Below are 22,483 nucleotides of genomic sequence, written 5' to 3'. Positions count from 1 at the left end.
GGTTGCAAACGGGGTGTGGCGCAGCTTGGTAGCGCGCTTCGTTCGGGACGAAGAGGTCGCAGGTTCAAATCCTGTCACCCCGACCAGTGACAAGAGAAGGCCGCCCCCACCGGGGCGGCCTTCTCTGTATCGGGCACGTGCACGAAGGGGAAGGGAACGCATGGGGTCGCTGCTTCCACCACCGCGCCGGTTCACCCGTCTGTGGGCCCTCGCGCTCGGCATCCCGTTCCTCCTGGGCCTCGCGGCTCTGACCCTGACACCGTCGCGGATCGAACGGGCGATGCCCAACCTGCTCGACCTGGTCCTCGGCACGGCGCACCGCCTCGGATGGGAATCCCTCGACTTCACCCGACTCGAGATCATCGCGAACATCCTGGTGTTCGTTCCCGTCGGCATCCTCGCCTTCGTCCTGCTCCCCCGCCGGGTGTGGCCGCTCGCCCTGCTGGTCGGGCCGCTGTTGTCGCTCGGGATCGAGACCGCGCAGCGTGTGGCCCTCCCCCATCGCGCCGCCACCGTCACCGACATCGTGGCGAACTCGACCGGCGCGCTCGTCGGCGTCGTGTTCGCCATCCTCTGCACACTGCTGCTTGCTTCACGACCCTCCCAGCGGCCACCTTCTAGGCTGGAGACATCATGACCGCGCCCACACTCGTCGCCTTCGATCTCGATGACACGCTCGCCCCTTCCAAGGGGCTGATCGACCCGCGCATCGCCGCGCTGCTGCGCAGCCTGCTGCGTTCGGTCGACGTTGCCATCATCTCCGGCGGCAACGAGGCGCAGTTCCGCAGTCAGGTGCTCTCGCGCCTGGGCGATGCGGATGCCGCCGACCTCGCCCGCCTGCACCTGCTGCCGACGTGCGGTACGCGCTACCTCCGCCACGACGGGACCGACTTCACACCGGTGTATGCGCACGACCTCAGCGACGAGGACAAGCAGTCCGCGTTGACGGCGCTGCGCGAAGAGGCCGAGCACCTGGGGCTGTGGGAGGCCGAACCCTGGGGCGAGATCCTCGAGGACCGCGGCTCGCAGATCACTTTCTCCGCACTGGGGCAGCGCGCGCCGCGCGAGGCGAAGCACGACTGGGATCCCACGGGGACCAAGCGCGCGGCTCTTCGTGCCGCCGTCGCCGCCCGCCTTCCCGGACTCGAGGTCCGCTCCGGCGGATCGACATCCATCGACATCACCCAGGCCGGCATCGACAAGGCCTTCGGGATGCGGCAGCTCGCCGAGCACACCGGCATCCCTCTCACCGAGATGCTGTTCTACGGCGACCGACTCGACGAGGGCGGGAACGACTACCCGGTCCTGGCCATCGGAGTGCCGTCCGTGGCCGTCGACGGCTGGGAAGACACTGCGGACAAGCTCGACGGCCTCCTGCGGACGCTCTGACCTCGGGGGCGTCCTGCGACGTTCTGCCGCCCCCTGGTCCTAACATGGCGTCATGGATGCCCTGCTGATCGTCGTCATCACCGCCGCGGTCGCCAGCGCCGTGTGCTGGATCCTCTCCCTGATCACACGCGACACCTCGTGGGTCGACCGGGCATGGTCGATCGTTCCCGTGGTCTACGTGTGGATCTTCGTGGCCGGCGCCTTCGCTAACAGCGACGGCTCCGTGCGTGTCGTACTCATGGGGGTGCTCGCGACCGCCTGGGGCGCACGCTTGACCTTCAACTTCGCGCGCAAGGGCGGCTACACGGGCGTGGAGGACTACCGGTGGGCGATCCTGCGCGGGCGCATGCGCCCGTGGCAGTTCCAGGTCTTCAACGTGCTGTTCATCATCGGCTACCAGATGACGCTGCTCGTGCTCATCACGCTGCCCGCGCTGGTCGCGGCCGAGCATCCCGCAGCCCTCACCGGGTGGGATGCACTGTTCGTCGCTGCGTTCCTCGGGTTCCTCCTCGGCGAGACCGTGGCCGATCAGCAGCAGTGGCGCTTCCACCAGCGCAAGAAGGAGGCAGGGGGCACGCTCGCCCCGGGGTTCCTGACGACCGGGCTGTTCCGCTTCAGCCGCCACCCGAACTTCTTCTTCGAGCAGGCGCAGTGGTGGGCGTTCTACGCGCTCGGGGCGACGGCTGCGGTCGCCGGCGGTGCGGGCTTCGTCGGCGGGGCGCTCAACCCGACCATCGTCGGTCCCGCCCTGCTGACGGTGCTGTTCATCGGGTCGACCATCTTCACGGAGTCGATCACCGCATCCAAGTACCCGGCCTACGCGGAGTACAAGCGCTCGACCTCGATGCTCATCCCGTGGCCGCCGCGTGCGCGCGCCGTGGCCCCGCAGTCCTGAGACGGAGAGGCCACCGCGCGGCCGCCGCGATCAGCGCGTGCGCGCCTCGGCGTTCGCGCGGGCGACCGGCACCAGACGGGTGAGCTGGGTGACATGACCCGGCTCGAGCTCGGCCAGCGAAGAGACGCCCAGCAGCCGCATCGTGCGTTCGATCTCGCTGCGCAGGATGGCGATCGTGCGGTCGACGCCCTGGCGCCCACCGGCCATGAGCCCGTAGAGATACGCGCGACCGATGAGCGTGAAGTCGGCGCCGAGAGCGACCGCGGCGACGATGTCGGCGCCGTTCATGATCCCGGTGTCGATCATGACGGTGAAGTCGTCGCCGACAGCCCGCCGTACCTCGGGCAGCAGGTGGAACGGGATGGGCGCGCGGTCGAGTTGGCGCCCACCGTGGTTCGACAGGACGATGCCGTCGACGCCCGCATCACGCAGACGCACGGAGTCCTCGACGTTCTGCACGCCCTTGATCACGATCTTGCCGGGCCAGATGTCGCGGATGACGGCGAGGTCGTCGTAGCTGATCGTCGGATCCATCGCCGCATCCAACAGCTCGCCGACTGTGCCGCCGGTGGTGCTCAGCGACGCGAACTCCAGCTTGGGCGTCGTGAGGAAATCGAACCACCACCAGGGACGCGGGATCGCGTTGATGATCGTGCCGAGCGTCAGCTGCGGCGGGATGCTGAAGCCGTTGCGCTTGTCGCGCAGACGAGCACCGGCGACGGGGGTGTCCACGGTGAACTGCAGGGTGTCGAAGCCGGCCGCGGCCGCGCGTCGGGTGAGCTCGTAGGAGATCTCGCGATCGCGCATCACATACAGCTGGAACCAGTTGCGCCCGTCCGGGTTCGCAGCCTTCACGCCCTCGATCGACGTGGTGCCGAGAGTGGAGAGCGTGAACGGGATGCCGGCGGCAGCCGCCGCACCGGCTCCGGCGACCTCGCCCTCGGTCTGCATCAGGCGGGTGAACCCGGTGGGCGCGATGCCGAACGGCAGGGCCGACGGACCTCCGAGGATCTCGGTGCTCGTGTCGACATCGGGTGCCGGACGCAGGATGCCGGGGTGGAACTCGACGTCCTGGAAAGCCTGACGCGCTCGGGTGAGGGAGAGCTCACCCTCGGCCGCACCGTCCGTGTAGTCGAACGCGGCCTTGGGAGTGCGCCGCTTGGCGATCAGACGCAGATCGTCGATGGTCAGCGCGGCGTCGAGGCGGCGCTTGCGGCCGTCGAGCTCGGGCTTCTTGAACTTCATGAGATCGAGCAGTTCGACGGGGTTGGGAAGCTGGCGCTGCACCATGATGTGCCTCTCAGTTCTGGGGATGGATGTCGCGGGTGAGCCCCGCGGACGTGTGGTAGCCGGTGATGTGCGTGCGGACGAGGGTTCGAGCAGCCTCGACATCGGCGGCATCGATCGCGGCGACCAGTGCGTGGTGCTCGGCGCGGAGCCTGGTCGCCATCGCCGCCCAGTCCGGGATCGCCGCGACCCCCGCCTGCACGTAGGACTCGATCGAGGAGCGCAGGCCCGCCATCATCGCGGCGATGACCGTGTTTCCGCTGGCTTCCGCAAGCGAGAGGTGCAACTGGGCGTCGAGGGCGAGGAACTCCCCGGCGGACAGGCCGACGGCATCCATCGCCTCGAGCAGCTCATGAGCTCGTGCGGTGTCGCGATCGGGCGAAGTGGCCAGGGCGGTGACGACCGCGTCTTCGAGGACGAGGCGGGTGCGCACGACATCATCCAGCGCGAAACCCTGAGCCGCCACCTGCAGCCGCAGCAGCGCCGACATGCCACCGGTCGGCGTGGCGATGACGATGGCGCCGGACTGCGGACCGGAACCGGTCGCGGTGCGGATGAGTCCCATCACCTCGAGCACGCGGAACGCCTCGCGGACGCTGGACCTGCCGACGCCGAGCTCGGTCGCGAGATCTCGCTCCGACGGCAGACGGTCACCGGGCCCGAGTCGGCCGTCGAGCAGGTCGCGCTCGATGTGCTCGAGCACGAGTTGCCAGGCGCGCGCCGGCTGGTCGCTCATCGATCCTCCTGTGGTCTGACCACAGGTTAGCGCGTGTGGTCAGACCACGCAAACGAGCGCGCTCGATCGCCCCGCTGCACGCACTGCGGGCCGTGTGCCGGGCGATCAGCCCAGGCGTCCGCCGGACTCCTCGAGATAGCAGGTGCCGCACAGGGACTCGTACGTCGTCAGCTCCGGCGAGGCCGACCCGATGGCCCCCTCGTCGATGGCGACCTGATCGCCGTCGAACACGAAGCGCCCGCCGACGACCCGGCCGTTGAACACGGCCTTCCGCCCGCACCGACAGATCGTCTTGAGCTCCTCCAGCGAGTGCGCGATCGCGAGCAGCCGCGCGGAGCCGGGAAAAGCATGCGTGAGGAAGTCGTTGCGGATCCCGTACGCCATCACCGGGATGCCGTCTTCCACCGCGATGCGGAAGACGTCGTCGACCTGAGCCGGCGTGAGGAACTGCGCCTCGTCGATGAGAAGGCAGGCGACATCGGTGGGTCCCGCCGGGAGCAGCTCGTCGTCCGACGAATGCTGCATGCGCGCACGGTGCTCCGCGAAGAGCACTCGCGCGTCGTCGTCGGGGCCGATCAGGAAGTCGACCGGACGGGTGACGCCGAGCCGACTCTCGATCTCGGACGCCCCCTTGGTGTCGATCGCGGGCTTCGCCAGCAGCACGTGCTGGCCGCGCTCCTCGTAGTTGTACGCGGCCTGGAGCAGCGAGGTCGACTTGCCCGAATTCATCGCGCCGTAGCGGAAGTAGAGCTTCGCCACGGTCCGGACTCAGACGTTGATGCCGAGGGTGGCGGCGGTCGCCTCGGTGTACTGCTCCGCCAGCGCCGCATCCGTGTTCAGCTTCTCGCCGAACGTGGGGATCAGGGCGCGGAGTTCCGGCTCCCAGTGCGGATACTCGTCCGGGAAGCAGGCCTTGAGCAGCTCGAGCATGATCGGGACAGCGGTCGAAGCTCCCGGAGAAGCACCGAGGAGCCCGGCGATCGATCCGTCTGCCGACGAGACGACCTCCGTGCCGAACTGCAGGATGCCGCCCTTCTTCGGGTCCTTCTTCATGACCTGAGCCCGCTGACCGGCGTCGATGAGAGTCCAGTCCTCGTCCTTGGCCGTCGGCATGAACGTGCGCAGGCTGTCGACCTTCTTGGCGTGGTTCTTCAGCAGCTCGCCGACCAGGTAGGTGATCAGGTCGGGGTTCTTCACGGCGACCTGCAGCATCGGCAGCAGGTTGTGCGGGCGCACCTGCGAGACGATGTCGAGCATCGATCCGTTCTTGAGGAACTTCGGGCTGAACGTCGCGAACGGCCCGAACATGAGCGAGGACTCACCACCGACGACGCGGGTATCGAGGTGCGGAACCGACATCGGCGGAGCGCCGACGGATGCCTGCGAGTAGACCTTCGCCTTGTGCTGCGCGACGACCTTCGGGTTCGTGGTCTTGAGGAACTGGCCGCCGATCGGGAAGACGCCGTAGCCCTTGATCTCAGGAATGCCGGAATTCTGCAGCAGCTTGAGCGCCCAGCCGCCCGCACCTACGAACACGAAGCGCGCCTTGATCTCGTTCGGCGTGCGACCGATGGTCGTGCGGTACTTGACCAGCCAGCCGCCGTCCTTCTGCTTCTTGAGGCTGCGCACCTCGTGGTTCGTGCGCAGCGTGACACCCGACTCGGTCAGGTGGTCGAAGAGCTGGTGCGTCAGGGCTCCGAAGTCGACATCGGTGCCGGCCGGCACGCGCGTCGCGGCGAACGGCTCACCCTTGCGGCGCTGCTGCATGAGCAGCGGCGCCCACTGGTTGATGACGCGGGAGTCCTCGCTGTACTCGATGCCGGCGAACAGGGGCTGCTCCTTGAGCACCTCGTAGCGGGCCTTGAGGTAGGCGACATCCTTCTCGCCGCGGACGAACGTCATGTGCGGAGTCGCGTTGATGAACGTCGACGGCGCGTCGAGCACACCCTTCTCGACCAGCGACGACCAGAACTGCCGGCTCTGCTGGAACTGCTCGTTGATCGACACGGCCTTGGCGGGGTCGAGCGGAGCGTCGCCCTGCTGCGGCATGTAGTTCAACTCGCACAGGGCGGCGTGCCCCGTGCCGGCGTTGTTCCACGGGTTCGAGCTCTCCTGAGCCACATCGGAGAGTCGCTCGAAGGCGACGATCTTCCACTCCGGCTGCAGCTCATGCAGGAGAGTACCCAGGGTGGCGCTCATGATGCCACCGCCGATCAGGACGACATCGACGTTTTCTGTCACCGAACCAGTCTAGTTCGCGGGCACGGGGTCGCAGACCATGCGTCCGACCCTGCCAGACCGGTTCGACATGGCGGGGATACCGTCAGGCTATGACCAGACGCTCCGCGAGGACCTCGGCGATCTGCACGGCGTTCAGCGCCGCACCCTTGCGCAGGTTGTCGTTGCTGATGAAGAGGACGAGACCCTTGCCCTCAGCTGCCGACTGGTCGGCACGGATGCGGCCGACGAAGCTCGGGTCCTTGCCCGCCGCCTGCAGCGGGGTCGGAACCTCGTCGAGTACGACGCCGGGAGCCGCGCTCAGGACCTCGCGGGCACGCTCGGGCGTGATGTCCCGAGCGAACTCGACGTTGATCGACAGCGAGTGACCGGTGAAGACCGGGACGCGCACGCACGTGCCCGCCACGCGGAGGCCGGGGAGTTCGAGGATCTTGCGGCTCTCGTTGCGGAGCTTCTTCTCCTCGTCGGTCTCGTTGTCGCCGTCGTCGACGAGGTTGCCGGCGAACGGGATCACGTCGAACGCGATCGGTGCGACGTACTTCTCGGGCTCGGGGAAGTCGACCGCCGAGCCATCGTGCACGAGACGCAGGGTGTCGCCCTGAGCGAGCACGCCCTCGACCTGGCCGAGCAGTTCCTGCGCACCGGCGAGGCCGGAGCCAGAGACCGCCTGGTAGGTCGACACGATCAGGCGCTCGAGGCCGGCCTCGGCATCCAGCGCCTTCAGCACCGGCATCGCGGCCATCGTGGTGCAGTTCGGGTTCGCGATGATGCCCTTGGGGCGCTCATCGATCGCGTGCGGGTTCACTTCGCTGACGACGAGCGGAACCTCGGGGTCCATGCGCCAAGCGCTGGAGTTGTCGACGACCACGGCACCGGCAGCGGCGAAACGCGGCGCGTAGGCACGGCTCGCGGTGGCCCCGGCGGAGAACAGGGCGATGTCGATGCCCGCGGCATCCGCCGTCTCGACGTCTTCGACGATGACGGTCGCGCCACCGAATTCGATCGCGGTGCCGGCGGAACGTGCGGAGGAGAACAGGCGCAGGTCGCGGATCGGGAACGACCGCTCGGCGAGAATCTCGCGCATCACGGTGCCCACCTGGCCGGTGGCGCCGACGATGGCGACGGAGAGTCCTGATTCGGAGATGCGGGTCATGATGTTCCTTGGCGTCGTGCGGTGCGGCGTACGAGGCTTCGGGCGCGGCGTCGGGATGCGGATGCTGCGCCTGGCGCCGGTGTCAGGGTTTCGGTGAGTCTACCGCGGTCCGAGGCGATGCGGCTTCCACGCTGCACACGCCCGCACAGTCGGCAGGAAAGCGAAGGCGGATGGCGGAGATCAGCGTCCGGTGCCGGCGTGGACCGTGGCGTCGGAATCCCCGTCGAGTCCGTAGGCGGTGTGCACGGTGCGCGCGGCCTCGGTCAGGTCGGTGTCGCGCAGGACCACCGAGATGCGGATCTCGGACGTCGAGATCATCTCGATGTTGATGCCGCCGGCGGAGAGCGCCTCGAACAGCGTCGCGGAAACGCCGGAGTGAGTGCGCATACCCGCACCGACGACGGAGAGCTTGCCGATCTGGTCGTCGTGGATCAGATTCTGGAAGCCCACCTCGGTCTGATCCCCCGCCAGCGCCTTGAGCGCTGCCGCGGCATCCGCCTTGGGGACGGTGAAGGAGATGTCGGTGCGCCCGGTGGCCGAGACATTCTGCACGATCATGTCGACGTTCGCGCCGGACTTGGCCACGATCTTGAAGATCTCGGCGGCCTTGCCGGGGACGTCGGGCACGCCCGCGACCGTGATCTTGGCCTGGCTGAAGTCGGTGGCGACCCCGGCGACGATCGGTTCTTCCATGACTGCTCCCTCGGCTTCGCGAGGGTTCTTCATACCCTCGCCCAGAACGTACGTGCCCTCGGCCGACGAGAACGTCGACCGAGCGTGAATGAGGACGCCGTGACGGCGCGCGTACTCGACGGCGCGGATGTAGAGCACCTTGGCGCCGTTGGCGGCGAGCTCCAGCATCTCCTCGCTCGAAACGTGATCGAGCTTCTGCGCCTTCGGGATCACGCGCGGATCGGCGGTGAAGATGCCGTCCACGTCGCTGTAGATCTCGCACACGTCGGCGTCGAGCGCGGCGGCGAGGGCGACGGCCGTGGTGTCCGACCCCCCGCGACCGAGCGTGGTGATGTCGCGGGTGTCGCGGTTGAAGCCCTGGAATCCGGCGACGATCACGATCGCCCCCTCGTCGAGAGCCTCGCGCAGACGCACGGGAGTGACATCGACGATGCGGGCGGCACCGTGCTGCGAGTCGGTGATCATGCCCGCCTGGCTGCCCGTGAAAGAGCGCGCCTCGAAGCCCATCGAGTGGATCGCCATGGCCAGCAGCGCCATCGAGATGCGCTCTCCGCTGGAGAGGAGCATGTCGAGCTCGCGCGGCGCGGGAATCGGGGCGACCTCGTTGGCGAGCTCGAGGAGCTCGTCGGTGGTGTCGCCCATGGCGCTGACCGCGACCACGACGTCGTGACCGGCACGACGGGTGTCGACGATGCGCTTGGCGACGCGCTTGATGCTCTCTGCGTCGGCGACGGACGAGCCGCCGTACTTCTGCACGATGAGGGCCACGATCACTCCCTGGGATGTCGGGCGGATCCGCCCACGCTCATTCTACGATCGGCGCGTATGCCCAGTCGTGCATGTGTCACGGGGCGCGCGTGGGTCAGAGTGCGGGAGGGAGCGCCTGCGGAGAGACCGGACGCAGACGGCCACCGGTGGCGGCGAACCAGCAGCCGACGATGATCAGCGGGAACCCGAGCAGCAACCCGGGCGTCAGCGGCTCGGCGAGGACGATCGCCCCGAGGATGATCGCGACCACCGGATTCACGTAGGTGAACAGCGGGGCGCGTACCGGTCCCACCTCGCGGATGAGGGCGAAGAACGCGAGGAACGCTACGGCCGTGCAGATCACGGCGAGCGCGAGGAGCGCGGCGATCGAGGGCAGCGTGGGGACCTCGTGCTGCGTGAGCAGACCGATCGGAAGGTAGAAGATGCCGATCATGAGCAGCGACAGGGTGATGGTGCCCAGCGAAGGGACGTCGTTGAGCTTGCGCGCCACGATGAACGGGGCGATCGCGTAGAGCACCGCCACCAGCAGGACTTCGCCGGCCGCCAGCAGGCTGACCTCGCCACCGAAGAGACCGGGACCGGCGACCACGATCGCGACGCCGATGAAGCCGACGAGCAGGCCGATTCCGCGAGTGGGCCGCAGCACCCCACGGTCGCCGCCGCCGAGAGCGATCAGCGCGGCGAAGAGCGGAACCGTCGCCACCAGCAGACCGGTCATGCCGGAGGGCAGCGTCATCTCGGCGTGTCCGAGCAGCAGGAAGGGACCGGCCATCTCGACGGCGCCGAAGGCCAGCACCCAGGGCCAGTGCTTCAGCGCAGCCCGGAGCGCTCCGCTGCGGATCGCGAACGGCAGGAGCAGCAGGGCGGCGATGAGAGTGCGCCCGGCGACGATCGCGGGCGGCGAGAACGACTCGACCGCGACGCTGATGAACAGGTACGGCACGCCCCACAGCAGGGCCATGGCCCCGAAGAGAAGCCAGCCACGACGCGAGAAGCCCGCGTTCGGGGTCACAGGATGCGCCGGCCCTCGAAGGCACGACCGAGGGTGACCTCGTCGGCATATTCGAGGTCGCCGCCGACCGGGAGCCCGGAGGCGAGCCGGGACACCGTGATCTGCATCGTCGTGAGCAGCCGGCTCAGATAGCTCGCGGTCGCCTCCCCTTCGAGGTTCGGGTTGGTGGCGAGGATGACCTCCTGCACCGTGCCGTCGGCGAGGCGCGTCATGAGCTGCGCGATGCGGAGGTCGTCGGGCCCGACGCCGGCGATGGGGCTGATGGCCCCGCCGAGCACGTGGTAGAGCCCGCGGAACTCGCGCGTGCGCTCGATGGCCGCGACGTCTTTGGCGTCTTCGACCACGCAGATCAGCGTCTGGCTGCGGCGCGGGTCGCGACAGATGGCACACCGCTCCTGCTCGGCGACGTTGCCGCAGATCTCGCAGAACCGCACACGGGTGCGGATCTCGCTGAGGAGTTCCGCGAGACGGGCGACGTCGAACGTCGGCGTCTGCAGGATGTGGAACGTGATCCGCTGGGCGGACTTCGGGCCGATGCCGGGCAGGCGACCGAACTCGTCGATCAGCTCCTGAACGATGCCGTCATACATCAGTTGAACCTCGTCGGGGGCTCGTAGGGCTCTTCGCGCAGGAAGGTCGCGCCGAGCACCTGGCGGATCACGGCCTCACCGTAGCGCTGCACTCCCCCGACCGAAGGAGCGCGCTCGATGACGACCGGTGGGGCTGCTGCCGCGCGCTGCGCCTGCGGGGCGGGCTGCTGCTGAGGAGCAGCCCGTGGAGGCACTGGCTCCCGCGGAGCAGGCTGCCGCGAGACCGGCGGCTCGTACGAAGGATCGTAGGGCGGCTCGTCATCGAAGGCCGGAGCCTCATCGTCGCCCGGAAGCGGAGGTTCGTCACGATCGACCGCACCATCGGATGGCGGGACGGGAGCGGATGCCGCTGCCTCGACCTCTTCGGGCTCCTCGTCGACGGGGAGCGGCGAAGACGGCGCGGGCGGGGCGCTCGCCGGCTCTTCCTGCGCGGTGGGGATCGGTGCGACCGCCCATTCGGTCACCGCGGATGCCGACGAGCCACGGACCTGCGAGCGGGAGGAACTCGCTGACGCAGGCTCCGATGCGGCAGCGGAATCGGCGGGCGCCGAGGGACCGGATGCCGCCGACTGGCGTGGAGCACCACCGGCAGGCATCGGTGCAGGAAGGTACTTCACCCGCACCCCGAGCTCGTGCTCGATCGCGGACCGCAGGTGGTCGGAGGGACCGGAACCGGGGGTCGTGCCCTTGAACTTCGCGACGTCGTGCTGGCTCGTGAAGCCCAGCGTCAGCACCTCGGCGTCAGTGACGTAGGCGAGCGGCTGCACGGCCGTGGCCAGCAGCCAGGACGTGCGACTGATGCCCTCGAGCCGGGTGAGGACGGCGGGCCAGGATGCGCGGATGCTGTCGAACGTGACCGGCCCTCGATGAGCGGCGGGTTCGGCGGCGGCCGGCTCGGTCGCCGCCGGAGCGGGCGTTGCGGCATCGGCTGAACTCGGCGCTTCCGGCGCAGGCGCTGCCGGCGCTGCGGCTGCGGGAGCAGGCGCAGCGGCAGCAACCTCCGAATCCGCGGGCGGCGTGTCCGACGCCTGCGAAGCAGGAGTGAGTGCCGGGACCGCGGGTGCCGAGGCCGCAGGCGCCGAAACAGGCGCCGACGCCGCCGTGGGCCGCGTGGGCGCCGGGGCGCGCTCGGCAATGGGAGCCGCCGGCGCCGCAGCGGCAGCATCCGTCGCACTGGCGAGCACACGCGCCACCATGAGCTCGAGATGCAGGCGCGGGGATGTCGCCCCCGACATGTCGTCGAGGGCTGCGCTCACGACGTCGGCGGTGCGGGACAGGCGCGCGGCACCGAAGACCTCTGCCTGGCCGCGCATGCGCTGCAGGTCGTCTTCGGCGATCCCACGCAGGACGGCCGAAGCGCCGGCACCGACGGCCGCGATGACGATCAGGTCGCGCAGCCGTTCGAGCAGGTCGTCGACGAACCGCCGCGGGTCTTGACCGGTCTGCACGACACGGTCGATGGCGGGGAACGCGGCGGCGGCGTCTCCGGCGGCGAGCGCGTCGACGATCTCGTCGAGGAGGGCACCGTGCGTGTAGCCGAGCAGAGAGACGGCACGCGCGTAGCCGACCGTGACGGTCTCGGAACCGGCGGGTGCGTCGGATCCGGCGATGAGCTGGTCGAGCAGCGAGAGCGTGTCTCGCGGAGAGCCGCCACCCGCGCGGACGACGAGCGGCAGCACGCCCTGTTCGACGATCACGCCCTCTTCGGCGCAGAGCTTCTCGACGTACTCGAGCATCGCTGCGGGCGGCACGAGACGGAACGGGTAGTGGTGCGTGCGGGAGCGGATCGTGCCGAGGACCTTCTCGGGCTCGGTCGTCGCGAAGATGAACTTGACGTGCTCCGGCGGCTCCTCGACGAGCTTGAGCAGCGCGTTGAACCCCTGTGGGGTGACCATATGCGCCTCGTCGAGGATGAAGATCTTGTACCGGTCGCGGCTGGGCGCGAAGGTCGCCCGCTCGCGCAGGTCACGGGCGTCGTCGACGCCGTTGTGGCTGGCCGCGTCGATCTCGACGACGTCGAGCGATCCCCCGCCGGCGCGCGACAGCTCGACGCAGCTCGGGCAGACGCCGCACGGCACGTCGGTCGGCCCCTCGGCGCAGTTCAGGCAGCGTGCCAGGATGCGCGCCGAGGTCGTCTTGCCGCAGCCGCGAGGGCCGGAGAACAGGTACGCGTGGCCGACCCGATCGCCGCGCAGCGCCGTCATGAGCGGGTCGGTCACCTGGGACTGCCCGATCATCTCGCCGAACGTCTCGGGGCGGTAGCGGCGGTAGAGGGCTGTGGTCACCTCAACAGCCTACGGCGTGCCACCGACCTTCGGCGGGTCGGCCGATCCACGGCGTCCGGAAGCGTCAATCGGTCGACTCGATCACCGGGATGGCGGTGGTGATGACGGGGACGGATGCCGACATCCGGGTGCCGTCGTCGCGGCGGGCGTCGGCGAACTGCCGCAGCGTCGGACGCCCGGGGATCAGTGGTCCCTGATCCGCCAGCGGCACGACGACCTCGTCCTCCACGGTCGCGAAATACGCGGTGTCCCGCACGCTGAAAGGCACCGGGGGGCCGCTGCGCACCTGCACGCGCAGCTCGTCCTTGGTGACCGAGACGTGCAGCGTGGATCCCTGCCACTGCAGCGGGAACGACAGCGACGGCCAGTCGGCCGGCAGGCGTGGATCGAAGCTCAGGTCGCCGGCATAGTCACGCATGCCGCCGAAACCGCACACCAGCGCCGTCCACACTCCACCGGCGGAGGCCACATGCACGCCGTCGGCCGCGTTGTGGTGCAGGTCGTGCAGGTCGACGAACAGCGACTGCTCGAAATACCTCTGCGCGAGATCCTGGTACCCGACCTCCGCGGCGAGGATCGACTGCACGACCGCCGAGAGCGTCGAGTCACCCGTGGTCAGCGGATCGTAGTAATCGAAGTCGGCCTTCTTCTCCTCGGGCGAGAAGTGGTTCCCCTGCAGGAACAGCGCCAGCACGACATCCGCCTGCTTGAGCACCTGGAACCGGTAGATCACCAGCGGGTGGAAGTGCAGCAGCAGCGGTCGCTGCTCGGCGGGCGTGTTGGCGAGATCCCAGACCTCGCGCTCGAGGAACAGCGAGTCCTGCGGATGGATGCCGAGGCCCTCGCTGTAGGGGATGTACATCGCCTCCGCCGCGCGGTCCCACGCCTCGGCCTCTCCGACGCCGAGCCCCGTGCGATCGACGAGCTTCACATAGTCCTCGGGGTGGCTCTCCTTGATCTCGCGGACGATCTTCGCCGCGTAGCGGAGGTTGTAGCGCGCCATGACGTTCGTGTAGAGATTGTCGTTGACGACCGTGGTGTACTCGTCGGGCCCCGTGACGCCGTGGATGTGGAAGGTCTCGATCCCGTCGCCGGCATCCGCCTCCTCCACCAGTCTCGAGGCACGCCAGAAGCCGAGAGTCGCCCACAGCCGCGCGGTCTCGATCGCGATGTCGGCGCCCTCGCGCCGGAGGAACTCCTCGTCACCGGTCGCGCGCACGTACTTGCCGAGCGCGAAGCTGATGTCGGCGTTGATGTGGTACTGCGCGGTACCGGCCGCGTAGTACGCGGAGGCCTCCTCGCCGTTGATGGTGCGCCACGGGAAGAGCGCCCCCGCCTCGTTGAGCTGTGCGGCCCGGCGACGCGCAGCCGGGAGCATCTTCACCCGCGCCCGCAGTGCGTTGTATGCCCACCGCGGCGTCGTGTAGGTGAGGAAGGGGAGCACGTAGATCTCGGTGTCCCAGAAGTAGTGTCCGCTGTATCCCGACCCGGAGACGCCCTTCGCGGGGACGCCGGCGCCGTCTGCGCGGGCGGAGGCCTGAGCCAGCTGGAAAAGGCACCACCGGGTGGCCTGCTGCAGGTCGTCGCGGCCACCGATCTGCACGTCGCTGCGCTCCCAGAACGCATCGAGCCAGGCCCGCTGACGCTGGAAGACCGTCTCGACGCCCTCATCGGCCGCGCGGTCGAGCGAACGACGGCAGCGATCGACGAGCTCACGCGGCGGTACGCCCCGCGAGGTGTGGTAGCTGACGAGCTTCGTGACCGTGATGGGGACGCCGGCCTTCGCCTGCACGCGGAACACGTTCTTCGCGATGTCGGGCTCCACGAGCGTGCGGGCGTTGTACTCGTTCTCGGTCTCGACCACGTGGTCGGCCACGACGGCGACCGTCATCCCGGAGTCGGCGACCCGGTACGACAGCGCGGAGCGCAGCCCGTCCTGCCAGTGCTCGGCAGGCTCCAGCACGCGGTCGGCGATCTTCTCGGCCTTGCGAGGATCGAAGGCAGCGGCCTTCGTGCCGATCGGAGTGCCGGCGTACACGCCCGCACCGTCCTGGCGGTTCAGCAGCTGGCAGCTGATGGTGACCGGGGCATCGGCGTTCTCGACGACGACCTCGAGCCGCAGCACGGCGAGGTGCCGCTCCTCGAAGCTCACGATGCGCTCGTCACGCATGCGCACACGCTTGCCCGACGGGGTCTCCCAGACCACGTGACGCTCCAGCACTCCGGTGCGCAGGTCGAGCGTGCGGCGGTACTCGCGCACGTCGGCGTCGTCGAGGGAGATGGGTTCGTCGTCGACGTAGACGCGCATGACCTTGGCGTCGGGAGCGTTGACGATCGTCTGCCCGACCTCGGCGAAACCGTAGGCCTGCTCAGCGTGCCGGATCGGCCACGTCTCGTGCAGCCCGTTGATGAACGTGCCGTGCTCCTGCGCGCCGCGGCCCTCGATGTGGTTGCCGCGCAGGCCCAGGTAGCCGTTGCCGACCGAGAACAGCGTCTCGCCGACGCCCTCCTCCGAGTAGTGCGTGTCGATCAGTCGCCAGGGGTCGACGGGGAAGCGGTCGCGGTCGATCATGCGGTCTCCGGGATGTCGGTGCGGGTATCGGGGACGAACACGGCCAGGTCGTCGACGACGACGGTGGCGCCGGCGGCACGGAGCGCATCGGCACCGGCACCGCGGTCGACGCCGATCACGCTCGCATAGCCGGCGGCAGCGGCGGAAGCGGCCCCGGAGGTGGCATCCTCCACGGCGACCGAGCGGGCCGGGTCGACACCGAGCGCCACCGCGCCCGCGGCGAACATGTCGGCGGCGGGCTTCGACGCGAGACCGTCGCGCTCGGCCACGACCCCGTCCACGACGATCCGGAAGAAGGAGCGGATGCCGGCGGCGGCCAGCACCTCCTCGGCGTTCTTGGAGCTCGACACCACGCCGAGCGGGATGCCGGCGGCATGCAGAGCCTCGACGACCGCGAGTGAGCCCGGGTACGGCGCGATGCCCTGCCCGCGCAGCGACTGCGCGAAGGCGGCGTTCTTGCGGTTGCCGATCCCGCAGATGGTCTCGGTCGAGGGGTCGTCATCGACCTCGCCCCAGGGCACCTCGACGTTGCGACTGCGCAGCAGACTCGCCACTCCGTCGTAGCGCTTCTTGCCGTCGACGTAGTCGTAGTAGTCGGCATCGGTGTACGGCGACGTGATGCCCCAGCGGGCGAACACGTCGTCGAACACGACCTTCCAGGCGCGCATGTGCACCTCGGCGGTCGGAGTGAGCACGCCGTCGAGGTCGAACAGTACGCCGTCGGCGTGGAACAGGTCGGGCAGTGCTTCTGGCACAGAGCCTCCAGGAGAAGGGCGATCGTCGGGCCGGCACCTCTCCGTGCCACTGTGCAAGCGTAATGCGGTGGCGCTTCAGGAGGTAACCCCGGCGGACGGATCAGAGCAGTTCGGCCGTCTGCCGGGCGATCTGCAGTTCCTCATCCGTCGGCACCACGAGGACCGTCACCGGTGAGGTGTTCGTGGAGATGCGCCGGATGCCGCGTTCCCTCGCCTCGTTGCGGGCGGCATCCATCTCCACACCCGCGAATCCGAGGGTCGCCATCGCGGCCGCCCGCACCGGCGCCGAGTTCTCGCCGACGCCGGCGGTGAAGGAGATGACGTCCACTCCCCCGAGCTGCGCGATGTACGCGCCGGCATAGGCGCGCAGGCGGTGCACGTACACGTCGAAGGCGAGCATCGCGGCGTCGTCCCCCGCCTCCACCCCGGCGAGGATGTCGCGCATGTCGCTCCGACCGGCGAGGCCGGCCAGCCCGCTGCGGGTGTTGAGCAGCGAGTCGAGGTCGTCGATCGAGAGGCCGGCACGACGCGACAGGTGCACGAGCGCGGCGGGGTCGATGTCGCCGGAGCGGGTGCCCATGACCAGGCCCTCGAGCGGGGTGAGCCCCATCGAGGTCTCGACCGAGCGACCGCCGTCGATCGCCGTCACCGACGCCCCGTTTCCGAGGTGGAACACGAGCTGTCGGAGGCTGCCGAGGTCACGGCCGAGGAACGCCGCCGCGGCCTCGCTCACAAACTGGTGGCTCGTGCCGTGGAAGCCGTAGCGGCGCACCCGGTGCTCCGCGGCGAGCGCGGCGTCGATCGCGTAGGTGTACGCGGCGGGCGGGAGCGTCTGGTGGAACGCCGTGTCGAAGACGGCGACGTGCGGAACCTGATCGAACACGGCGCGGGCGGCGCGGATGCCGGCCAGGTTCGCGGGGTTGTGCAGCGGCGCGAGCACAGCGAGCTCATCGATCTGCCGCTCCACATCGGCATCGATCAACGTCGGGGCGTAGAAGCGGGCGCCCCCGTGGACCACGCGGTGCCCCACGGCGACCGGGCGGTGTTCCTCGAGTGACGGGCCGTGCGCGGCGAACTGCGCGCGCATGATCTCGAAGGCGGCGGCATGATCGGCGATCGGGCGCTCGTCGCGATACGTCGCGTCCAGCATCGTCGGCATGGCCGTGCCGTCGGACTCGGGGCGGACGGTGTGGGCGACCGGGCTGGCGTCCTGGCCGATGCGCTCGATGAGCCCGCTCGCCAGCAGGTTCTCCTGCTCGATGTCGATCAGGCTGTACTTCAGCGACGACGAACCGCTGTTGATCACCAGGATCGCGCTCATGCGTGCTCTCCCTGCGCCTGGATCGCGGTGATCGCGACGGTGTTGACGATGTCGTCGACCAGGGCGCCGCGGGAGAGGTCGTTGATGGGCTTGTTGAGCCCCTGCAGCACCGGTCCGATGGCGACGGCGCCCGCCGATCGCTGCACGGCCTTGTAGGTGTTGTTGCCGGTGTTGAGGTCGGGGAACACGAACACCGTCGCCCGTCCGGCCACGGCGGAGCCGGGGAGCTTGGCCTTGGCGACCGCCGCATCCGCCGCCGCGTCGTACTGGATGGGGCCCTCCACCGGCAGCTCCGGTGCCCTCTCGCGCACGAGGGTGGTCGCCGCGCGCACCTTGTCGACGTCGGCGCCGGTGCCGGATTCTCCGGTCGAGTACGACAGCATCGCGACGCGCGGATCGATCCCGAACTGGCGCGCCGTGGTCGCGGAGGAGATCGCGATGTCGGCGAGCTGCTCGCTCGTCGGATCGGGGATCACGGCGCAGTCGCCGTACACGAGCACACGGTCGGCGAGCGCCATCAGGAAGACACTCGAGACGACGTTCACCCCCGGCTTCGTCTTGATGATCTCGAACGACGGGCGGATGGTGTGCGCGGTCGTGTGCGCGGCGCCGGAGACCATCCCGTCGGCGAGGCCGAGATGCACCATCATCGTGCCGAAGTACGACACGTCGGTCACGGTGTCGGCCGCCTGGGCGAGCGTGATGCCCTTGTGGGCGCGGAGGCGCGCGTACTCGGCGGCGAAGCGCTCCACCAGCTCGGGGTCGGTCGGGCTGAGCACCTGGGCCGCCGCGATGTCGACGCCCAGCTCGACGGCACGCGCCCGCACCGCGGCCTCGTCACCGAGGATCGTGAGGTCGGCGACCTCCCGGGCCAGCAGCGTGGCGGCGGCGCGGAGGATGCGGTCGTCTCCCCCTTCGGGCAGCACGATGCGGCGACGGTCGGACCGGGCACGCTCGATGAGCCCGTACTGGAACATCAACGGTGTGACGACCCGTGACTCCGCGAGCCCGAGTTTCTCGGTCAGCTCGGCGATGTCCACATGCGCCTGGAACAGGCCGAGCGCGCGGTCGTACCGGCTGCGGGAATCGGCCGAGATCCGGCCGCGGGCGCCCATCACCCGCACCGCCGTGTCGTACGTGCCCAGGTCGGTCGTGATGATCGGAACCGTGGAGGCGAATCCGTCGAGCAGCTGGAGGATCGGCTCCGGCAGCGGGAAGGGGCCGTTCAGGATGATGCCGGCGATGCGCGGGAAGGTGCCGGACGAGTCGGCCAGCAGCGCAGCGAGGAGCACCTCGGTGCGGTCGGCGGGGATCACCACGACCGCCTCTTCGGTGAGCCGCGGCAGCACGTTGACCATCGACATCCCGGCGACCACGATCGTCAGCGCCTCCGCCGCCAACCGGTCGTCGTCGCCCTTGAGGAGCTTCCCGTCGACGGCTGCGAGGATGCCGCGGATCGACGGGGCGACCAGCGCACGGTCCTCGGGGATCGCCCACACCGGCGTGCGCTCGTCGTGGAGGACCGCACGCACGGCATCGATCACGGCGTCGAGCGCGTCGGGGTCTGCCCGGTTCACGGCGACCGCGAAGAGTTCGGCCCGTTCGGCGGCGAGCTCGGACAGCGCCAGCTCTGCGATCTGTCCGACGGCAGCGGCTGCGCGAGCGGTCGTCGTGCCCAGCTGCTCCGCCTGGCGCTGCTGATCACGACCGCTGAGGACGAGCATGACCGGCGCCCCCAGGTTGGCGGCCACACGCGCGTTGAAGCCGAGCTCGGCGGGGCTGGCGACATCCGTGTAGTCGCTGCCGATGATCACGACGGAGTCGCACTGCGCCTCGACCGCCTTGAACCGCGCGACGATCGTCGACAGCGCCGCTTCCGGGTCGCTGCGCACGTCGTCGTAGGTGACGCCGATGCAGTCCTCGTAGTCGAGCTGCACGCCGTCGTGCGCCAGCATCAGCTCGAGGATGTCGTCGCGTTCGGTGACGGACCGCGCGATCGGGCGGAACACCCCCACCCGCGGCGAGACGCGCATCAACGCGTCGAGCGCCCCGAGGGCGATCGTCGACTTTCCGGTATGGCCTTCGGCCGAGGTGATGTAGATGCTCTGCGCCACAGCTTCAGCTTAGGCGCGGCATCCGTGAACCCACCGGGCATGCCACCGGAACTATTGCGCCGGCGTCACTCGCAGTGCCCCGACAGCGCATCGACGACCGCCGTGGCATCCGCCTGGAATCGGGAGTAGTAGTCGCGATCCATGTTGATCTGCACCCGGTGGATCGCGTGCGACGGCTGCATGCTCTGCCAGTCGGGAAGCCGGCCGAGGCGGTCGAAGAACAGGGTCGTGGCGGTCGCCGGATCCATCCGCTGCTCGGCACTCCCCCACCAGTCCTGCTGCTGGAACAGCCCGATGCTCGTGGTGCGCGAGCCGTCGGGGTTGGTGAACCCGCTCGTCTCCCAGTCGCCGTAGTCGATGTTGCGCAGGCTGCTCTCGCCCATCGCCGTCATCACCCCGAGGATCTGCCCCTCTCGCGGGAAGCCCAGCCGGGCCGCCGTGCGCACGATGGTCGCCGCATTCTCGAGCTGCTCTCCGCTCCACCCCTCGATGCCCGCCTCCGGGAACGTCTGCGGCTCGTCGATGCAGATCGGTGCCGGGTCGCGCGCGAGCCCGAGCGGGATGAGGGCCAGCAGCCCGCCGAGCACCAGGACGGCCGTGGTCGACACGAGCACCCGCTGCAGGATCTTCCGGCGGCGGAGCCGGATCGCCGCCTGCCGTCGCGTGCCGGGTTTGCGCCGCCGCGCCGTGCTCTTCCGCTTCGATCTCGGCTTCGTCGTCGCCCGCCTGCGCTTCGCCGGCGACGCCGCGCGTCGAGGACTCATGCCGCGAGCGCTCCGCGCTCTGTTCGCGGGCGACGGCCGATGAGGGCGGCGAGTCCGCCACCGATCGCGCCGAAGAGGTGACCCTGCCAGGAGATCCCCTCGGCGACGCCGAACACCCCGGCCAGCATCGTGGCACCGTACAGGGCGAGCACGATCAACGCGATGACGGCGTAGAGGATCCGGTGGGCGACCCGGCCCGGCGCGAACACCCGCATCACGACGTAGCCGAAGTATCCGAACACGAGTCCGGAGGCGCCGACCGTCAGCGTGCCGGGAGCATTGAAGAGCCACGTGCCGATGCCGCTGACGACCGCGACGATCGCCGTGACGGCCCAGAATCGGCGGGTTCCTTCGACCGCGACGAGGCAGCCGAGGACGAGGAACGGCACCGAGTTGCCGATGAGATGCTGCCAGTTCGCGTGCAGGAGCGGACCGAGCACGATGCCACCGAGACCGGACACATCCCAGGACCGCAACCCGAAGCCGGTGAAAGACCCCGGCAGGATCGCATCGGCGAACTGCACGACCCACATCGCGACGAGCAGGAGCACCGGCGAGGCGAAACGGCCGAGCGGATGCTGCACCTTCGGTGGTGGGGAGACGGTCACCGGATGATTGTCGCAGGTGCAGCCAGGAGACGACTGAGCATCCGGCGGATCACCCGCAGAAAAAGAAAGTGACCCTCCGCGCACCCAGCAGAGCCCGGTTACCCTTGCTGCGTTTCCGCCCTGGGGGAATTGGCCTGGATGCCGCCACGCGGAGAGCCGTCAACCATCCTAACCCGATGCGCCGGGTGGTTCGAACCGTCACCGCGGATGGCGGAGAGCTCAGGGGAACCTGCCAGAGCGTTACCCCCTCCACAGGGTTACGATCGAGTAACGCGCACCGCAGCGCCGATGTGAGAGGGAACGCATGCCCGAGAACGCCCCCCTGGTCCCGGTGACGATCGACGCCGAGCGGTTCGCCGCGCAGACCTCCGCGATCCTCGGCTCCATCGGCCAGGTCATCGACGGCAAGCCCGATGCCGTGCGCAGCGCGCTCGTCTGCCTCCTCGCCGAGGGGCACCTGCTCATCGAAGATGTGCCCGGCGTCGGCAAGACGATGCTCGCCCGGGCGCTGGCCGCGAGCGTGGACGCGACGGTGCGCCGCATCCAGTTCACCCCCGACCTGCTTCCCGGCGATGTCACCGGCGTCTCGGTCTACAACCCGGTCGATCGGGAGTTCGAGTTCAAGCGCGGCGCGGTGTTCGCCCACATCGTGATCGCCGACGAGATCAACCGCTCCTCCCCGAAGACGCAGTCTGCGCTGCTCGAGGCGATGGAGGAGGGACAGGTCACGGTCGACGGAGCCACGCACATGCTGCCGAAGCCGTTCCTGGTCGTGGCGACCCAGAATCCGCTCGAGATGGAGGGCACCTATGCCCTGCCCGAAGCGCAGCGCGACCGCTTCATGATGCGCATCTCGATGGGATACCCGGATGCCGCAGCCGAAACCCTCATGCTCCGTCAGCGCGATGTGGTGAGCCCGCTCGCCGCGGTGACGCCCGTCGCCGATGCGGCATCCATCTCCCAGCTCATCGCGTGGGCGCGCTCCGTCCACGTGGCCCCCGCGCTGGAGGAGTACACGGTCGCCCTCGCGCAGTCGACCCGTTCCGACCCGAACCTCCACCTCGGCGCGAGCCCCCGGGCCACCCTGCAGCTGATCAGGGCGGCGAAGGTGTGGGCCGCCCTCGACGGGCGCGACTACGTCATTCCCGACGACATCACGGCGCTGCTGATCCCCGTGCTGGCGCACCGGCTGCTGCCCGCTCGCGGCGCCCACCGTGCGGGCGCCCAGCCCGTCGAGGCGGCGCTCGCCCAGATCGTCGAACGGGTGCGCGTTCCCGTCGCGACCCGTTCCTGACCGAGACCC

Annotated in this window: 19 protein-coding genes, 1 tRNA gene and 1 other RNA gene; 5 read left to right on the top strand and 16 right to left on the bottom strand. The window is 69.3% G+C overall.

Annotated elements, in window-relative coordinates; all coding sequences use genetic code 11:
* Positions 1-9 precede the first annotated feature (9 nt).
* The 4 genes from ACCO44_RS08060 (at position 10) to ACCO44_RS08045 (ending at position 2,284) form a co-directional block, all read left to right on the top strand.
* Positions 10-86, top strand: a tRNA-Pro gene (locus ACCO44_RS08060).
* Between the two features lie 74 nt (positions 87-160).
* Positions 161-637, top strand: coding sequence for a VanZ family protein (locus ACCO44_RS08055; protein WP_372469197.1), 477 nt, complete (start codon positions 161-163; stop codon positions 635-637).
* Positions 634-1,389: an HAD-IIB family hydrolase gene (locus ACCO44_RS08050; protein ID WP_372469196.1), complete on the top strand. Its 756-nt coding sequence runs from the start codon at positions 634-636 to the stop codon at positions 1,387-1,389. The genes ACCO44_RS08055 and ACCO44_RS08050 overlap by 4 nt, the downstream gene beginning before the upstream one ends.
* Positions 1,390-1,441: 52 nt before the next feature.
* Positions 1,442-2,284, top strand: coding sequence for a DUF1295 domain-containing protein (locus ACCO44_RS08045; RefSeq protein WP_372469195.1), 843 nt, complete (start codon positions 1,442-1,444; stop codon positions 2,282-2,284).
* Positions 2,285-2,314: 30 nt separating this feature from the next.
* Here the strand turns inward: ACCO44_RS08045 and ACCO44_RS08040 are convergent, their stop codons facing one another.
* The 16 genes from ACCO44_RS08040 to ffs form a co-directional block, all read right to left on the bottom strand.
* Complete coding sequence (locus ACCO44_RS08040; RefSeq protein WP_029261044.1) at positions 2,315-3,574, bottom strand: alpha-hydroxy acid oxidase; 1,260 nt, start codon at positions 3,572-3,574, stop codon at positions 2,315-2,317.
* 10 nt (positions 3,575-3,584) lie between these two features.
* Positions 3,585-4,307 carry a FadR/GntR family transcriptional regulator gene (locus ACCO44_RS08035; RefSeq protein ID WP_372469194.1) on the bottom strand — a complete coding sequence of 241 codons (723 nt, stop codon included), beginning with the start codon at positions 4,305-4,307 and terminating at the stop codon, positions 3,585-3,587.
* A gap of 105 nt (positions 4,308-4,412) precedes the next feature.
* A complete protein-coding gene (locus tag ACCO44_RS08030) occupies positions 4,413-5,066 on the bottom strand; it encodes a thymidine kinase (RefSeq protein ID WP_372469193.1) in 654 nt (217 codons plus the stop codon).
* A gap of 9 nt (positions 5,067-5,075) precedes the next feature.
* Positions 5,076-6,548, bottom strand: a complete 1,473-nt coding sequence (locus tag ACCO44_RS08025) for a malate:quinone oxidoreductase (RefSeq protein WP_372469192.1) — start codon at positions 6,546-6,548, stop codon at positions 5,076-5,078.
* An 82-nt stretch (positions 6,549-6,630) separates the two neighbouring features.
* Positions 6,631-7,698 carry an aspartate-semialdehyde dehydrogenase gene (locus tag ACCO44_RS08020; protein ID WP_029261040.1) on the bottom strand — a complete coding sequence of 356 codons (1,068 nt, stop codon included), beginning with the start codon at positions 7,696-7,698 and terminating at the stop codon, positions 6,631-6,633.
* Between the two features lie 180 nt (positions 7,699-7,878).
* On the bottom strand, positions 7,879-9,159 hold the full coding sequence (locus ACCO44_RS08015; RefSeq protein ID WP_029261039.1) for an aspartate kinase: 1,281 nt from the start codon (positions 9,157-9,159) through the stop codon (positions 7,879-7,881).
* Positions 9,160-9,253: 94 nt separating this feature from the next.
* The gene (locus ACCO44_RS08010) at positions 9,254-10,171 is read right to left on the bottom strand and encodes a DMT family transporter (RefSeq protein WP_029261038.1); all 918 of its coding nucleotides are present in this window, start codon (positions 10,169-10,171) and stop codon (positions 9,254-9,256) included.
* The gene (recR, locus tag ACCO44_RS08005) at positions 10,168-10,761 is read right to left on the bottom strand and encodes a recombination mediator RecR (RefSeq protein WP_029261037.1); all 594 of its coding nucleotides are present in this window, start codon (positions 10,759-10,761) and stop codon (positions 10,168-10,170) included. The genes ACCO44_RS08010 and recR overlap by 4 nt, the downstream gene beginning before the upstream one ends.
* The gene (locus tag ACCO44_RS08000) at positions 10,761-13,046 is read right to left on the bottom strand and encodes a DNA polymerase III subunit gamma and tau (RefSeq protein WP_372469191.1); all 2,286 of its coding nucleotides are present in this window, start codon (positions 13,044-13,046) and stop codon (positions 10,761-10,763) included. Before ACCO44_RS08000 ends, recR begins: the two co-directional genes overlap by 1 nt.
* A gap of 64 nt (positions 13,047-13,110) precedes the next feature.
* A complete protein-coding gene (locus ACCO44_RS07995) occupies positions 13,111-15,618 on the bottom strand; it encodes a glycoside hydrolase family 65 protein (protein WP_029261035.1) in 2,508 nt (835 codons plus the stop codon).
* Positions 15,615-16,373 carry an HAD-IA family hydrolase gene (locus ACCO44_RS07990; protein WP_372469190.1) on the bottom strand — a complete coding sequence of 253 codons (759 nt, stop codon included), beginning with the start codon at positions 16,371-16,373 and terminating at the stop codon, positions 15,615-15,617. The genes ACCO44_RS07995 and ACCO44_RS07990 overlap by 4 nt, the downstream gene beginning before the upstream one ends.
* A gap of 100 nt (positions 16,374-16,473) precedes the next feature.
* A complete protein-coding gene (locus tag ACCO44_RS07985; protein WP_372469189.1) occupies positions 16,474-17,694 on the bottom strand; it encodes an acetate/propionate family kinase in 1,221 nt (406 codons plus the stop codon).
* On the bottom strand, positions 17,691-19,808 hold the full coding sequence (pta, locus tag ACCO44_RS07980) for a phosphate acetyltransferase (protein WP_372469188.1): 2,118 nt from the start codon (positions 19,806-19,808) through the stop codon (positions 17,691-17,693). The genes ACCO44_RS07985 and pta overlap by 4 nt, the downstream gene beginning before the upstream one ends.
* Positions 19,809-19,873: 65 nt before the next feature.
* Positions 19,874-20,572, bottom strand: coding sequence for a hypothetical protein (locus ACCO44_RS07975; RefSeq protein WP_372469187.1), 699 nt, complete (start codon positions 20,570-20,572; stop codon positions 19,874-19,876).
* Positions 20,569-21,180, bottom strand: coding sequence for a rhomboid family intramembrane serine protease (locus tag ACCO44_RS07970; protein WP_372469186.1), 612 nt, complete (start codon positions 21,178-21,180; stop codon positions 20,569-20,571). Before ACCO44_RS07970 ends, ACCO44_RS07975 begins: the two co-directional genes overlap by 4 nt.
* A 64-nt stretch (positions 21,181-21,244) precedes the next feature.
* Positions 21,245-21,341, bottom strand: an RNA gene (gene ffs, locus ACCO44_RS07965) — signal recognition particle sRNA small type.
* A 143-nt stretch (positions 21,342-21,484) separates the two neighbouring features.
* On the opposite strand from ffs, the gene ACCO44_RS07960 reads away from it, so the two are divergent.
* Entirely contained in the window at positions 21,485-22,474 is a 990-nt protein-coding gene (locus ACCO44_RS07960) for an AAA family ATPase (RefSeq protein WP_372469185.1), read from the top strand.
* Positions 22,475-22,483: the final 9 nt, after the last annotated feature.

Origin of the sequence: Microbacterium maritypicum, from assembly GCF_041529975.1 — a bacterium.
Classification (GTDB): domain Bacteria; phylum Actinomycetota; class Actinomycetes; order Actinomycetales; family Microbacteriaceae; genus Microbacterium.
The sequence above is the reverse complement of the archived record's forward strand: the minus strand, read 5'-3'. Positions and strand labels throughout refer to the sequence as shown.